This window comes from Veillonella sp. CAG:933, from assembly GCF_000431435.1.
In the GTDB taxonomy this organism is placed as follows: domain Bacteria; phylum Bacillota; class Negativicutes; order Veillonellales; family Veillonellaceae; genus Veillonella_A.
Genome location: NZ_HF986209.1, coordinates 71,270 through 86,967, shown reverse-complemented (window position 1 = coordinate 86,967; position 15,698 = coordinate 71,270). Strand labels below are relative to the sequence as shown.

General features: G+C 43.3%; 15 protein-coding genes and 1 pseudogene. All 16 read right to left on the bottom strand.

The features are described from left to right. Positions 1-110: 110 nt before the first annotated feature. Positions 111-845: a YebC/PmpR family DNA-binding transcriptional regulator gene (locus QZL64_RS08180; RefSeq protein ID WP_021841511.1), complete on the bottom strand. Its 735-nt coding sequence runs from the start codon at positions 843-845 to the stop codon at positions 111-113. Positions 846-958: 113 nt separating this feature from the next. Next, positions 959-1,534: an RNA methyltransferase gene (locus tag QZL64_RS08175; RefSeq protein WP_021841510.1), complete on the bottom strand. Its 576-nt coding sequence runs from the start codon at positions 1,532-1,534 to the stop codon at positions 959-961. Positions 1,535-1,728: 194 nt separating this feature from the next. Beyond that, entirely contained in the window at positions 1,729-3,015 is a 1,287-nt protein-coding gene (eno, locus tag QZL64_RS08170) for a phosphopyruvate hydratase (protein ID WP_021841509.1), read from the bottom strand. A gap of 156 nt (positions 3,016-3,171) precedes the next feature. Continuing rightward, positions 3,172-4,704 (bottom strand): 2,3-bisphosphoglycerate-independent phosphoglycerate mutase, encoded by a 1,533-nt coding sequence (gene gpmI / locus QZL64_RS08165; protein WP_021841508.1) that lies wholly within the window; start codon positions 4,702-4,704, stop codon positions 3,172-3,174. Positions 4,705-4,913: 209 nt separating this feature from the next. Continuing rightward, positions 4,914-5,666 carry a triose-phosphate isomerase gene (gene tpiA / locus QZL64_RS08160; RefSeq protein WP_021841507.1) on the bottom strand — a complete coding sequence of 251 codons (753 nt, stop codon included), beginning with the start codon at positions 5,664-5,666 and terminating at the stop codon, positions 4,914-4,916. Positions 5,667-5,675: 9 nt separating this feature from the next. Beyond that, entirely contained in the window at positions 5,676-6,854 is a 1,179-nt protein-coding gene (locus QZL64_RS08155) for a phosphoglycerate kinase (RefSeq protein ID WP_021841506.1), read from the bottom strand. 113 nt (positions 6,855-6,967) lie between these two features. Next, positions 6,968-7,975, bottom strand: a complete 1,008-nt coding sequence (gene gap / locus QZL64_RS08150) for a type I glyceraldehyde-3-phosphate dehydrogenase (protein ID WP_021841505.1) — start codon at positions 7,973-7,975, stop codon at positions 6,968-6,970. A 110-nt stretch (positions 7,976-8,085) separates the two neighbouring features. Then, positions 8,086-9,111, bottom strand: a complete 1,026-nt coding sequence (locus QZL64_RS08145) for a sugar-binding transcriptional regulator (protein ID WP_021841504.1) — start codon at positions 9,109-9,111, stop codon at positions 8,086-8,088. A 708-nt stretch (positions 9,112-9,819) separates the two neighbouring features. Beyond that, positions 9,820-10,104, bottom strand: a complete 285-nt coding sequence (locus QZL64_RS08140; protein ID WP_021841503.1) for a PepSY domain-containing protein — start codon at positions 10,102-10,104, stop codon at positions 9,820-9,822. A 271-nt stretch (positions 10,105-10,375) separates the two neighbouring features. Further along, a complete protein-coding gene (gene upp, locus QZL64_RS08135; RefSeq protein ID WP_021841502.1) occupies positions 10,376-11,002 on the bottom strand; it encodes a uracil phosphoribosyltransferase in 627 nt (208 codons plus the stop codon). 77 nt (positions 11,003-11,079) lie between these two features. Beyond that, entirely contained in the window at positions 11,080-12,321 is a 1,242-nt protein-coding gene (gene glyA, locus QZL64_RS08130; protein WP_021841501.1) for a serine hydroxymethyltransferase, read from the bottom strand. Positions 12,322-12,389: 68 nt separating this feature from the next. Beyond that, positions 12,390-12,827 carry a ribose 5-phosphate isomerase B gene (rpiB, locus tag QZL64_RS08125; protein ID WP_021841500.1) on the bottom strand — a complete coding sequence of 146 codons (438 nt, stop codon included), beginning with the start codon at positions 12,825-12,827 and terminating at the stop codon, positions 12,390-12,392. Positions 12,828-13,012: 185 nt separating this feature from the next. Further along, a complete protein-coding gene (locus QZL64_RS08120; protein WP_021841499.1) occupies positions 13,013-13,450 on the bottom strand; it encodes a low molecular weight protein arginine phosphatase in 438 nt (145 codons plus the stop codon). Positions 13,451-13,523: 73 nt separating this feature from the next. Further along, the gene (locus tag QZL64_RS08115; RefSeq protein WP_021841498.1) at positions 13,524-14,609 is read right to left on the bottom strand and encodes an L-threonylcarbamoyladenylate synthase; all 1,086 of its coding nucleotides are present in this window, start codon (positions 14,607-14,609) and stop codon (positions 13,524-13,526) included. Next, the gene (gene prmC / locus QZL64_RS08110) at positions 14,593-15,486 is read right to left on the bottom strand and encodes a peptide chain release factor N(5)-glutamine methyltransferase (RefSeq protein WP_021841497.1); all 894 of its coding nucleotides are present in this window, start codon (positions 15,484-15,486) and stop codon (positions 14,593-14,595) included. The genes QZL64_RS08115 and prmC overlap by 17 nt, the downstream gene beginning before the upstream one ends. After that, a pseudogene (locus QZL64_RS08105) lies at positions 15,479-15,698 on the bottom strand (peptide chain release factor 1); the annotation flags it as partial. The gene prmC and the pseudogene QZL64_RS08105, both read right to left, overlap by 8 nt.

Genomic DNA, 15,698 nt, shown 5'->3' with positions numbered 1-15,698 from the left:
CTTTTTTATCGGCCATATGTCATTGAGCCATATCGGGACTAAAACGTACACAAAAAAAGCACCATTATTAAACAATAAGTTTAACAATGATGCTTTATATTTTTATGTTCTTATTCCTCTTCTTCAGGAAGATCCGCGTTGTGGTACACATCCTGAACATCGTCTAAATCATCAAGGGCATCGAGCATTTTTTGCATTTTTACAGCGTTGTCCCCTTCAAGAGCGATGGTATTGTCAGGCACCATGGTGATTTTGCTTACCATGGTTTCGATATTAGCATCGGCCAAGGCTGCTTCAACAGTGTCATAATCTTCCGGAGCGGTGTAAATAACAAAACTGTCATCTTCCACTTTTAAATCTTCCGCACCCGCTTCTAAAGCAAGCATGGTCAATTCTTCTTCGTCATGACCTTCGCTGTCGATTACGAAGATACCTTTACGGTTAAACATCCAAGCTACGCAACCGGTTTCACCGAGGTTGCCGCCGTTCTTGGAGAACGCATGACGCACATCGGCTGCCGTACGATTACGATTATCGGTCAAACACTCAACCGTTAACGCTACGCCGCCCGGGCCGTAACCTTCATAGGTAATTTCTTCGTAGTTATCCATATCGGTAGCGCCTACGCCTTTAGCGATGGCGCGTTGAATATTATCTTTAGGCACGTTGTTTTCACGAGCTTTTTGCAAAGCCAATTTTAAACGCATGTTACCAACCGGATCGCCACCGCCCATACGTGCGGCAACCGTAATTTCACGGCTGATTTTAGTCGTTACTTTTGCTTTCAACGCATCAGTTTTACCTTTTTTATGTTTAATATTGGCCCATTTTGAATGTCCGGACATTGTACTTCCTCCTATAATAACCTGAATGATTCTTTGGTGCTTTCTTTGCATTCTGCTTTATTAATATTCTGCTTACGTTTGCTGCCTTCTTATGACATTACACGTTAATAGCACTATGCTTTTTCCCACCACGCTTCGCCACGCAAACGATCCAAAATAATGGAGACTGCACTGCGTACCGACAGATGATTGTAATCACCGTGACCATATACAGGTTCTAAAATATAATCAAATTCTTCCATAGTTTCTTTGGTCATGCCATAACCGGTACCAAATAATACTAACACAGGGCGCGACCCCTTTTCAAGCGTTTGCCGCATCCATGCATAAGTCACCGTATTATCATAAGTACGTGCATCGGTTGTGGCGATAATCGGCGGGTCACCCTCAAGGGCTGTCACTTCCTCAACAGCGGCGCGAATCGAGTTGACCAGTGCCACTTCACTGAACGCATCTTTGCGGTCGGGATTGTAGGTACTGCCAAAACCGGTTTGCCAGTGCTCCATAATCTGCTTGGCCAAATCACGTTGGGCCGGTATGTTGTGAATCACAAAATAACGACTCACATCATAGGTAATAGCCGCTCGGGCAATATCGTGAATATCATAATTCGTAATCGCCGTCGTAATGACTTCGCCATGCTTATTATAGATAGGATAATGAACCAAGCCTATATATAAATTTGCCAAGGTTATTCCTCCCTTTTTATTCGCTACTCTCCATTATAATGAATTCCATCGTTCGCCGCAAATAAAATCTATAAAAAAATCTATAAAAGTCTGAAAAACAGTAAAAAGATTCGTTACACCGGTGAAACCGCAAAGTTTCATCAGATGCAGCCGAATCTTTTTACCTAATGTATCAGTTGCTTTTTACTGAGCGATTATTTTTTAATATTGTAAAAAACGTCTTCCCCACGATACTGAGCAGTTTCAGCCAATAAGTCTTCGATGCGAAGCAATTGGTTGTATTTAGCTACACGTTCGCTACGAGCCGGTGCACCGGTTTTAATCTGGCCGGCATTAACAGCTACAGCGATATCGGCAATTGTATTGTCTTCGGTTTCACCGGAGCGGTGAGAAATAACACAAGTGTAACCGGCACGTTTTGCCATTTCGATAGCGTCGAAAGTTTCTGTCAAAGTACCGATTTGGTTTACTTTGATTAAGATAGCATTGGCCGTATCGGATTTAATACCTTTGGCCAAACGTTCCGTGTTAGTTACGAATAAATCATCACCAACGAGTTGAACTTGGTTGCCAAGGCGTTCAGTCAATAATTTCCAACCTTCCCAATCTTCTTCAGCAAGGCCGTCTTCGATGGAGATGATAGGATATTTAGCTACTAAATCAGCATAAAATTCAACCATTTCAGCAGCCGTTTTTACTTTGCCTTCACCGGCTAAATCATATTTGCCGTCTTTGTAGAATTCGGAAGAAGCCGCATCAATAGCCAATTTGAAGTAGCTGCCCGGTTCATAACCGGCTTCTTTAATAGCTTCACAAATAACCTGTAAAGCTTCTTCGTTGGAGCCGAGATTTGGTGCGAAACCGCCTTCGTCACCTACACCGGTAGCAAGGCCTTTAGCTTTCAATACGTTTTTCAATGTGTGATATACTTCGGCACAAGCGCGTAAAGCTTCTTTGAAAGATTCAGCGCCTACCGGCATAATCATGAATTCCTGAATATCTACGTTGTTGTCGGCATGAGCACCACCGTTTAAAATATTCATCATAGGAACCGGTAATTCTTTGGCATTAGTACCGCCAAGATACTGGAACAATGGTAAATCAAAGGATGCGGCAGCTGCTTTAGCTACAGCCATGGACACGCCGAGAATTGCATTGGCACCAAAATTACCTTTGTTAGGCGTGCCATCAAGTTCAATCATCAAACGGTCGATAGCTACTTGTTCGGACGCATCATAACCGATAATTTCAGGACCGATTTTTTCATTCACGTTTTCTACGGCCTGTTCTACCCCTTTACCGAGGTAACGACCCTTGTCACCGTCGCGAAGTTCTACGGCTTCAAACATGCCTGTAGAAGCACCGGATGGAACGGAAGCAACACCGATGGACCCGTCTTCTAAATACACTTCCACTTCAACAGTAGGGTTGCCACGGGAATCCAAAATCTCTCTTGCGTAAACATCTGTAATCATTGCCATAATGTGTTACCTCCTTGAAAAGAACACTTTTTAAAAGTATATTCGTAAATACTTTTATATACTTAAATCGGCTATATGTAACCGTTTGTAAAAATTAAATGATTTGAATCTAAACCGGTGAGTCCTGGTATAAATCGACTCATCCTATGCAAATTCTTATTTTTTAACCAATAAGCTGTGACCGGTCATATCAGCCGGTTGCGCAATACCACCCAAAGCGAGCATTGTCGGCGCCAAATCGCAAAGCTTACCTTCCGTTAAGCTATCGTTTTTATGCGCTTCACTAACTAAAATAAGCGGTACCGGATTGGTCGTATGAGCCGTATGCGGCGCCCCCGTACGATGGTCAACCATCATTTCCGAGTTACCATGATCGGCGGTTACCAATAAATGCCCCTTTACTTTATTAATAGCTTCCACGATACGTGCTAAGCAAGCATCCACAGTTTGTACTGCTTTTTCAGCAGCTTCCAATACGCCCGTATGTCCAACCATATCAGGGTTGGCAAAGTTCAAAATAATCATATCGAACTTGCCGCTTTCAATAGCAGCCACTACTTTATCGGTTACTTCGTAAGCGCTCATTTCCGGTTGTAAATCGTAGGTTGCCACTTTAGGGGATGGCACCAAAATACGTTCTTCACCGTCAAATACATCTTCTTGACCACCACTGAAGAAATAAGTTACATGAGCATATTTTTCGGTTTCCGCAATACGAAGCTGCGTATAACCGCCATCAGCTAATACTTGACCCAATGTATTAGTGAGCAGTTCTTTTTCATACACAATATGAGTAGGCAAACCGTCTTCATACTTGGTCATAGTAGCCATATAAATCGGCAACAAACCTTTAACTCGATTGAAGCCGGTAAATTCAGGATCTACCAACGCTCTGGTGAGCTGGCGGGCACGGTCCGGTCTGAAGTTGGCAAAAATCACCGCATCATGAGCTTCAATAGCGCCTTTAGCATCCAATACTACAGGCACTACGAATTCATCCACTACCTCATTGGCATAAGACGCTTCGATAGCCGCTTTAACAGAATCAGCTGTAACACCAACACCATCAACAATAGCTTGGTAGGCTTTCTCAACACGTTCCCAACGTTTATCGCGGTCCATGCCGTAATAACGACCACCGATGGTGGCGATTTTACCAAGGCCGAGCTGAGTCATATAAGCGTCTAAATCTTCTAAATAGGTAAGTGCGCTTTGTGGCGGTACATCACGGCCATCCAATAAAGCATGAACGTATAATTCAGTAACGCCTGCGTCTTTAGCGCCCTTAATAATCGCTTTAATATGATCTAAGGAGCTGTGAACACCGCCATCGGACACCAAACCGATAATCTGTAAACGGTGGTCTTTCGCCTGTGCATATAATTCTTTAATAACTGGCTTTTCAAAAAAAGCACCATCTTCCGTATCTTTGGTGATTCGAGTCAACTCCTGATACACAATGCGGCCGGCCCCGATATTTAAATGACCTACTTCGGAATTACCCATTTGGCCTTCCGGTAAGCCTACAGCGAGACCCGATGCCTGTAATTGTGTATGCGGATAGGTTTCCCATAATTTTAAAAAGTTCTCAGGCTTAGCCTGTACGACCGCATTGGTAGGGTCGTTCACATCCCCTATGCCGAACCCGTCTAAAATGGTCAGCATAACGGGAGCTTTTAATTTTGCCATACACAAACCTTTCTATATTCAAAATATCTTGTTCGTAATTAAACTATAATAAGTTTTACCGTCTAGTATCTACTATACAGTATAACTTTATAATCTATATTTAATATGCGTAAAAACTTGGTAAATGAATGTAAGCGGCCAAAAACTAATCAACCTTAGGCTTAAATAATAGTTAATCACCCTTAGACTTAAATAATCATTAATCAACCTTAGGCTTTAATAATGGCCATGAAATCATCTGCTTTTAAGGATGCACCACCTACTAAAGCACCATCAATATCCGGCTGAGATAAAATTTCTTTAGCATTACTGCCTTTAACACTGCCGCCATATTGGATACGCAACGCTTCAGCCGTTGCCGCATCGAATAATGCGGCCACTTTGGCACGAATGGCTGTACATACTTCCCCGGCCTGTTCCGCAGTTGCCGTTTTACCGGTACCGATAGCCCAAATCGGTTCATAAGCAATTACCATTTGACTTACCTGTTCAGCCGTTAAGCCTTCAAGGCCGGCTGTCAATTGGCTGTCAATAAACGACTGTGTCTCATTGGCTTCACGCTGTGCCAAACTTTCGCCGACACATAAAATCGGGATTAAATCATATTGGAACGCGGCTTTTATTTTCTGATTAATTAAAGCATCGGATTCACTGAAATACTCACGACGTTCCGAGTGACCGAGAATTACATAATGACAACCTACATCGGTAAGCATGAGTGGCGAAACTTCACCGGTAAACGCCCCTTTTGGCTCAAAATACATATTCTGAGCTCCTAAGCGAACGTCTGTATCTTCAATTAAATCAGCTACCGTGCTGAGACCGGTAAATGGCGGGCAAACCACCACTTCACGGCTCACTTCACCTTCAGCGAGAGCTGCTTTAATGCCTTCCACTAAAATAGTAGCTTCCGCTAAATCAGTATGCATCTTCCAATTGCCGGCAATAATTTGTTTACGCATGGCTCCTCCTTATTTATCGGCTAATGCCACGATACCCGGTAAGGCTTTCCCTTCTAAATATTCCAAGGATGCACCGCCACCGGTCGAAATATGAGAAATTTTATCGGCAAGACCGCTCTTTTCAACGGCTGCCACCGAATCACCGCCACCTACAATAGTCGTTGCGTCAGCTTCAGCTACGGCTTTGGCTACCGCGTTAGTGCCGGTTGCAAAATTATCCATTTCAAAAACGCCCATAGGTCCGTTCCAAACAATCATCTTCATTGGTTTTAACGCTTCCGCAAACGCTTTTTGTGTATCCGGACCAATATCAAGGGCCATCCAGCCTTCTTCAATGCCGTCGGCAGGAACTACTTTATGATTAGCATCATTGCTGAATGCATCGGCTACCACAAAATCAGTTGGCAATAACAAATTCGTATTTGTTTCAGCAGCCTGTTTAATAAGCTGACCTGCCAATTCGATTTTGTCCGCTTCCACTAAGGATGAGCCGGTTGGATACCCTTTAGCGGCAATAAAGGTATTGGCCATACCGCCACCGATGATGAGCACTTCTACTTTTGGTAATAAATTGGAAATAACTTCAATCTTATCGCTTACTTTAGCGCCGCCGATAATAGCTGCAAACGGGTGTTCCGGATGCTCTACCGCACCGCCGACGTATTTAATTTCTTTTTCCAATAAATAGCCCGCTGCCATTGGTAAAAATTTAGTAATCCCTTCTACGGATGCATGGGCACGATGAGATACGCCGAACGCATCATTGATGCCCACTTCGGCAAGGGATGCTAATGCTTTGGCAAAATCTTCGCCATTCTTTTCTTCTTCTTTATGATACCGTAAGTTTTCCAACAAAAGAACGTCGCCATCCTGCATAGCTTCTACCGCTTTATGAGCGGCTTCACCGACACAATCATCGGCAAATGCTACCGGTTTGCCCAAGAGTTCACTGAGACGAACAGCACATGGCTGTAACGTAAATTCCGGTTTACGTTCTCCTTTCGGACGTCCCAAATGAGACGCTAAGATTACTTTGGCCCCTTTACCGATTAAATAATTAATGGTCGGTAAAGTAGCACGAATACGCGTATCATCAGTAATGACACCATCTTTTAAAGGTACATTAAAATCTACGCGCACAAATACGCGTTTATGGGCTACGTCAACGGACTCGATTGTTTTTTTCATAACGGCCTCCTATATGTTAACGATACAGCTTATAAAAAATAAGCCTATCTCTCGTCATTAGCTTATAAATGGTAAGCAAAAGAGGGGACTATCTACATAGTCCCCTGCAAAAATTATAAACCTTGATCAGCAATGAATTTAGCTAAATCAACGACACGGTTGGAATAACCCCATTCGTTATCGTACCAGGAAACCACTTTTACCATATTGCCTTCCATTGTCATTGTCAAATCAGCATCAACGATGGAGCTGCGTGGGTCACCGTTGAAGTCGTGAGATACGAGCGGTAAATCAGAAACACCTAAGATACCTTTCAATTCACCTTGTGCTGCTTCACGTAATGCGGCATTGATTTCTTCTTTAGTTGTTTCTACATTGAGTTCAGCTACCAAGTCGGTAATGGAAACGTTTGGTGTAGGCACACGAAGAGCGAAACCGTTTAATTTACCCTTTAATTCAGGTAATACCAAAGCTACTGCTTTAGCAGCGCCGGTAGTTGTAGGAATAATGGATAAAGCAGCTGCGCGAGCACGACGAAGGTCGCTGTGCGGTGTATCCAAAATGCGTTGGTCATTGGTATAGGAGTGAACCGTAGTCATCAAGCCGCGTTTGATACCGAATTTTTCATTCAATACTTTAGCAAACGGAGCCAAGCAGTTAGTTGTGCAGCTTGCGTTGGAAATGATGTGGTGGTTTTTAGGATCATATTTGTCCTGGTTAACACCCATTACAATAGTAATGTCTTCTTCTTTAGCCGGTGCGGAAATAATAACTTTCTTAACAGAACCGCCCAAATGCTGAGCTGCGTCATCACGTTTGCGGAAACGGCCGGTTGCTTCTACAACGATTTCAACGCCTTCGGAAGACCAGTCGATATTAGCAGGGTTAGGATCATGGAATACACGAACTTTTTTGCCGTCAACAACAATATATTCACCGTCAACAGTAATTTCTTCTTGCAAGTTACCGTGTACGGAATCATATTTTAATAATAAAGCAGAACCTTCAATATCGCCCAAGTCATTAATAGCCACTACTTCTACCTCAGGGTTATGAAGCGCTGCACGAAATACACATTTACCGATACGACCAAATCCATTAATACCAATTTTAACTGCCATGATGGTTCCTCCTAGAGTGTAAAAATTAATACCTAAACAGTTTTAAAATGTGAGTGTTTACGATTTAAATAAAACAATGTATGACTAATAATAAATCATAAACACTATGACTAGCTAATACTTAGTAGCGCTGCTATTGATTCAGCTGCACTTTCATCAATAATAAGGGTACCTTTGCGACAGGCTCTCATCACCCCGATAATTGCTTTGGCTTTACCGGCACCACCTGCTACAGCGATTACATGCGGTATAGACTCAATATCAGTAAGGGCAATGCCCACATTATTGGTCGTATACACAATGTTGCCGCTAATGTCACAATAGTAACCCAAGGCTTCCCCAACAGCACGTTTAGCGCGCAACGTGGAGCGTTGTGCATCTGTTATATGCCGCTGTGCCGCCATGTGCAAGGCTTCACCGATGCCAAAGATTAAAATATCGGTTTGCTTAGCCAATTCCATCACTTCTTTGATTTGTGGTTCCATATTCATCAAAATGCTCAACGCGTCTTGCGACAAACCATCAGGTAGATGCAACATTTTGTAGGTACTGCCGATTTTCTCGGCAATCACCGAAGCAATCACATTCGCTTGATATTCTACCCGTTCGCCGATTCCGCCGCGAGCCGGAATAATGGTAGCCTGACATTTCTTGGCCGGCAGAGCATCTGCCATATTGGCCATCGTACTGCCGCCACTTACAGCTAAGACACTGCCCGGATGCAATACCCCTTGCAACACTTTCGCCGCCTGGAAGCCTAACTCTTTGCGTTCCATGTCGGTTTCACCACCGCCACTGGTAATAATAACTTCATCAATTTGCAAAACTTCTTTAAGCTTTGCTTCAAGCTCACTGATTTTATTGAGCTCGTGCATTGATGAGTTTAGTTGCGGCAGCAGTTCTTTGCCTTCCTCAGTTAACACCATCCCCTGTTGGGTAAAACCAATAAGACCATTGTCCTTCATGATTTCAACGTGTGAACGTACTACACGTTCCGATAGTTTACTAAGGTTGGCAAGCATGCGTCGCCCGATAGGTTGTGCATAGGAAATGTGATTCAGCAGTATGTAGCGCTCTTCCACAATTCGCATAAGTTCCGGAGCTATTCGTTGATACACCTCCGATAAATCTTTCATGCTGTACCTCTTTCATCCCGCTGGAGCGAAAATCGTCCCACCGTCGATAAAAAAATATCCTCGCCTATATTCTACCTTATATGGGTGACACGCGCAAGTCATTTTATAAATTATTATATTGAATACTAAAAAATATATTGAAAACGTTGACTGCTCGGCCGTCAAAATTACCTTATATTAAGTTTCAAAATCATATGAGACCTGATATTCTCTACCGGAGAGCACACCTCTTCGAGCTAAGGCTCCCCTTGCAGAGAATATCAGGTCTTCAGCGATTATAGCTCATCTCAATTCACAGGTAATTTTAGCCGGCTACAACAAAAAAAACGTTTTCAATATATTTAGCATCTTCCCCATAACAACCTATAAAATGACTTGCGAATCACACCATAAATGGACGAATAATAGCCGAGGATATGGGGAGAGTGGGAGGAATTGTATTGTTCCAATACAATTCCCTTCCCTCCACTCCTCAAAAACGACTAATAGGCCGCTATTGTAATGTGCTGAAATCGATATTGAAGAACAGCGCTTTGCTTTCTGAGATGATAGCTGAATCACAAAAAGAATGGCCACTACCTATAAGGTAAGCCTTAGCTTGAAAAGGTGTGCTTGCCGTTAGGTAGTGGCCATTCTAAAGTTTTTATATAAATCAGAACATCAAAGCGCTGTTCGTAACAAATGTCAATCCATTACAATAGCAGCCTATTAGTCGCGATCTACGTCCCAATCAATAACTTGACCGGTAGCGGCATCAATTTCGAATTCATATTCAACGCCGTTGTAGAAAATTTTGCCTTCATATACTTTACGGCCATTTTCAATGTCCGGTTTAACTTTATATACATGGCTTGCATTCGCGCCCGGCACTTTAGCCAAAGCGATAGCGGTTGCCTGGTCAATTGTAATTTCGGAATTTGCCTGTGCCAAGCCAAAGCTGCCTGCCACCAATAAAGATACGGCTAATACTTTTAAAGATTTGTTTAATTTCATAGTCTACCTCATTTCATTATAATATATTAATTATTTACTTCTCTTAGCGATAAATTACGAAGTATAATTTACTGCTTCAATCCTTCTTACATATCTATTATATTCGATATGCTTTATTTTGTCTATTGCAAAAAATTAAATTACATATATCAATCATGAAATATAACACAAAAATGGCTTGAAGCACATTGCTCCAAGCCATTCATTATTTATTATGTAAAGCCTATCAGACTGTAAAAGTTAATACGCTTCACCTATCTTATTTTTTAGACTATTTAGTACCGAAAATACGGTCCCCTGCATCGCCTAAACCAGGCAAGATGTAGCCATGTTCATTCAAGTCTTCATCAAGTGCCGCAACATAAATACGTACATCCGGATGTTCCTTATTAACCGCTTCAACGCCTTGCGGAGCTGCTACCAAGCACATAAGCTGAATATCGCGAGCCCCTTTTTCTTTTAAAAGAGTGATGGCTGCCGATGCACTGCCGCCGGTTGCCAACATAGGATCTGTCACGATAATACGACGTTCGGACAAATCAGACGGCAATTTGCAATAGTATTCAACCGGTTTTAAGGTTTCAGGATCACGGTATAAACCTACGTGACCTACTTTAGCCATTGGCATTAATTCCAATAGACCGTTAACCATGCCGAGACCGGCACGTAAAATAGGGATAATGCCTAATTTTTTACCGGCAATTTGTTTACCGATTGCTTTTACCAACGGAGTCTGTACTTCTACATCTTCCAACGGTAAGTCGCGAGTAATTTCATACCCCATCAAAAGTGTAATTTCTTCCAATAATTCGCGAAAATCTTTAGAACCTGTTTCAACATTACGGATTAAGGTTACTTTATGTTGAATCAACGGATGAGTCATTACATTAACATTCATAAATACGGTGCCTCCTTAAGTCTTACTATTCTGTGCCTCAATAAGGCATGTTATGAAATCTCTCTCAAGCGGATATATTAAAGATTAGGATACATAGGATATTTTTCACAAAGAGCGGCTACACGTTTAGCTGCTTCTTCATGTTTAGCTTTATCTTCGGAGTTTTTAAGAACTAACGCAATGATGGACGCAATTTCTTCCATATCCGCTTCTTTTAAGCCACGTGTTGTCAAAGCCGGTGTACCGAGACGAATACCGCTGGTTACGAATGGGCTTTCAGGATCGAACGGAATGGTGTTCTTGTTACAAGTGATGCCTACTTCATCAAGTAAGAATTCAGCAACTTTACCGGTTAAACCACAGCTGCGTACGTCAACAAGCATTACATGCGTATCGGTACCGTCGGATACGATTTTAAAACCTTCTTTTTGAAGAGCTGCTGCCAACACTTTCGCATTGGTTACAACTTGCTGTGCATATTCTTTGAATTCAGGTTTTAAAGCTTCGCCGAAAGCAACCGCTTTTGCAGCGATAACATGCATCAAAGGACCGCCTTGGATGCCGGGGAAAATTGCTTTATCAATAGCTTTGGCATATTGTTCTTTGCAAAGAATCATGCCGCCACGAGGTCCGCGTAATGTTTTATGTGTAGTTGTAGTTACTACATCAGCATATTCCACTGGATTTGGATGCAAACCGGCTGCTACAAGACCTGCAAAGTGAGCCATATCTACCATAAAAATAGCGCCTACTTCATGAGCGATGTCGGCCATTTTTTTGAAATCAATAATGCGAGAATACGCACTGCCGCCGCCGATAATTAACTTAGGTTTGTTTTCTTCGGCAATTTTACGCATTTCATCATAATCAATTTCCTGTGTTTCTGCATCAACGCCGTAAGGAATTACATTGAAGTATGTACCCGAAACGTTAACCGGCGAACCATGAGTCAAATGACCACCATGGGATAAGTTCATACCCATGATAGTGTCGCCCGGTTTTAACAAAGCAAAATAAACACCGAAATTAGCTTGCGAGCCGGAATGAGGCTGTACATTGACATGTTCAGCACCGAATAATTTCTTAGCTCGTTCAATCGCTAACGTTTCCACCATATCTACATATTCACAGCCACCATAATAGCGCTTGCCGGAATAACCTTCCGCATATTTATTGGTCAATACACTGCCCTGTGCTTCCATAACCGCTTCGGATACGAAGTTTTCAGATGCAATCATTTCCAACTTATTGCGTTGACGGTTTAACTCTAAATCAATCATATTTTTTAATTCCGGATCTTGACTCTTAAGAATGCTCATAGCATTACCTCCTACACACTCAAATCATAGTGCCTATGAAATACAAGCTGTCCCCAAAATTATCTGGACTAAGCCTCTAGTTCGGCTATTTTGGCAACCCGTCGTTCATGACGGCCACCTTCGAATTCGGTAGTTAACCAAATTTTAACAATATCGCCGGCTAACCCGGGTCCGATAACACGTTCGCCCATCGTTAAGATATTGGCATTGTTGTGTTCCCGTGAAGCGTGGGCTGAAAATGTATCGTGGCATAAGGCCGCACGAATACCGGCTACTTTGTTGGCAGCAATGCCAATTCCGATACCGGTACCGCAAATTAAAATACCTCGATCATATTCTCCTGCTGCTACTGCTTTAGCCACAGGTTCGGCAATATCCGGGTAATCCACGGATGCTTCCGAATCGGTACCAAAATCAGTATAGGCCACATTCAATTCATCAAGCAAAGCTTTAATTGCCGCTTTTAAATGAACGCCGCCATGGTCAGCGCCAATGGCTACTTTCATCCTATCCCTCCTAATCGGTATCCATTAAATATAAACATCTCTACCCTATTTTACTATGTCATATAAAATCAAGCAATGACATTTGTACGCAATATAGAGATATTATTTAAATTGACTACCAATCAAGATATGACTAACCGCTCTCTAAACGCCCTTCGAAGTGACGACTTAGAATTTATTACTGTTTAATCCAACTTTGCTAAGGCTTTTGTCAAAAGCTCTTTGATCTGTGCCGCACAAGCATCATATTCTTCCTGCGTACCGCCAAACGGATCGGCTACGTCTTCATTCGTACCGGCCCACTCACCCAAGGTTACGATTTTATCGCTCATTTCAGGGAATTGGCGCAACAATACTTTTTTATGATCCGCTGCCAAACCGACAACCAAATCAGCCGCATCCAAAAGAGCTTTATTAAGCGGACGCGATAAATGACCGGAAATATCAGCCACATCTTTAACTGCTTCAATGGCCTGAGGTGATACACGGCCACCCGGAGCCGTAAATAAACCGGCCGACAAAGTCACTACATCTTTTTTTGCGTCCTCTGCCATCGCTTTAAGCATACCTTCCGCCATGGGGCTGCGACAAGTATTGCCGGTGCAAACAAATAATATGTTCATAGTCTTACCTCTTTTCTATAACTCTTTTATAGCCTGCCGATATAAAACCGGGGCTCCTATTTACAAGGCTTCCTTACGGTTTACCTGTTACGTGTACGATTTTTTGACCACTCGCCTTCGCCATACGGTTCATGATAGCTCGACCCAAGCCTTGCATAGGCACACCGGTGGCAAAAATATGGGTCACGCCGGCCTTATTAAAAGCCAATAATGAAGAATACAAATTATGGGCAAGTCCTTTATAATCCGCCGCATTACCATAAATTACATATTCAAAAGGCACATCCGATGAAGATAAATAGATATCAAGGAATTGTGCCACTTCGTCACTCATGAGGAACCCAAAGCGAAGCGGTTTGTCGTGATGCTCTTGTTTAATAGCTTCCATGGCCTCTATCATAGCCTGACTAACGAGGCGCGGTGCCCCCACATAAGTGGTCATATCACCGTCCGGCGCATAGTGCGTATACTTCATACCCGGTGCTTTCGGTGCCACATCGGGCGCACTCAAAGCTTCGTCAAAAGTCACCGTACTCACCACTCGTTTTAACATGGCATCGGTAATCCCGCCCGGTCTTAAAATAGTAACCGCATCATCACCGCATTCTACGATGGTCGACTCAACGCCCACATCACAAGGGCCTGCATCGGCAATAGCCTCGATGCGTCCCTTCATATCATGTAAAACGGCATCTGCCGTAGTCGGGCTGGGACGACCGGAAATGTTGGCACTGGGAGCCGCCACTGGTACGCCGGCGGCTTTTAAAATAGCTCGGCACACATCATGAGCGGGACAACGAATAGCCACACTGTCTAAACCGCCCGTAGCACGCTTAGGCACCTTGTCGGATTTTGGCATAATAATCGTTAAAGGTCCCGGCCAAAAAGCATCCATGAGCTTTTGTGCCGTCGGTGGAATTGAGGCTACCAACGGTTTTACCGCGTCCTGATCCGGTACATGTAAAATCAAAGGATTGTCCGACGGGCGTCCTTTTGCCTCGTAGATTCGACTCATCGCCGCTTCATCATAACCGCTGGCGCCCAGTCCATATACGGTTTCCGTAGGGATGGCCACCAACTGGCCGTTTCGTAAACGTGCGCCCAATTCGGCAATGGCTGCATCATCCAAATGTTTATATACTTTAGTTTCTATGGCCATTATCATCACCTGTTTTCTGCCAACGTAAGGCCCGTACAATACCACCTAAATCTTTTTGTGCCACTACTTCACTGTAAACACCCATAGTTTTGGCAAGCTCCGTTACCGCCTTTGCTTGGTCATAGCCGATTTCAACCGCTAAATAGCCGCCTGCTTTTAAATATTTAGGTGCCTCTGCCAATAAACGGCGATAAAAATCCAAGCCGTCGGCACCGCCGTCTAAGGCTATTACCGGTTCATTTTGAACTTCCTGTTCCAAGGTCAAAATTTCTTCACTGGGAATATACGGCGGATTGGAGACGATTAAATCAAAAGCGTTTTCATAGGCTGTATCCGTTGCCAAGGCACTCAATAAGTCGGAGTAACACAATTTAGCCCGATCCGCCAGCTCCAACTGCTCCCGATTCTTAACAGCCACCGCCAACGCCTCCTTGCTGATATCAAGGCCGAGCCCCGTAGCCTTAGGTAAATAGTGAAGCAAACTGTATAAAATAGTACCGGGTCCGGTACACACATCAAGAATGTACGGGGCACTTTCTTTGTCAAAAACGGTCAAAATATCTTCAACCAAAGTTTCCGTATCGGGACGCGGAATTAATACACCCTTATTCACAATAAACGGCAAACCCATAAATTCTTTTTTACCGATAATCGCAGCTACACTAAACCCTTTGGCGCGTTCAAGTACGAGCGGACGATACGCGTCGAGCTCCTGTTTATTCAAAGGTTCATCATAGTGTGTGTATAAGTAAATTCGATCTTTCCCCAATATATGAGAAAGCAGCACTTCCCCATCAAGGCGACTGCCGCCTTTGCCGAGAAAATACTGCTCTGTCCATTGGAGCAAGCGACCGATAGTCCACAGCTCCTTAGGCATTTTGATCGGCCTCCTGCATTTTAGCGGCCTGATCCGCTGCAATCAAAGCTTGAATCAGTTCGTCCAAATCGCCATTAAGTACGGCATCCAATTTATAGAGCGTTAAGTTAATGCGATGGTCGGTCACACGACCTTGCGGATAGTTGTACGTACGAATACGTTCACTGCGATCGCCCGTACCAACCTGACTCTTACGATCGGCTGCCACGCTG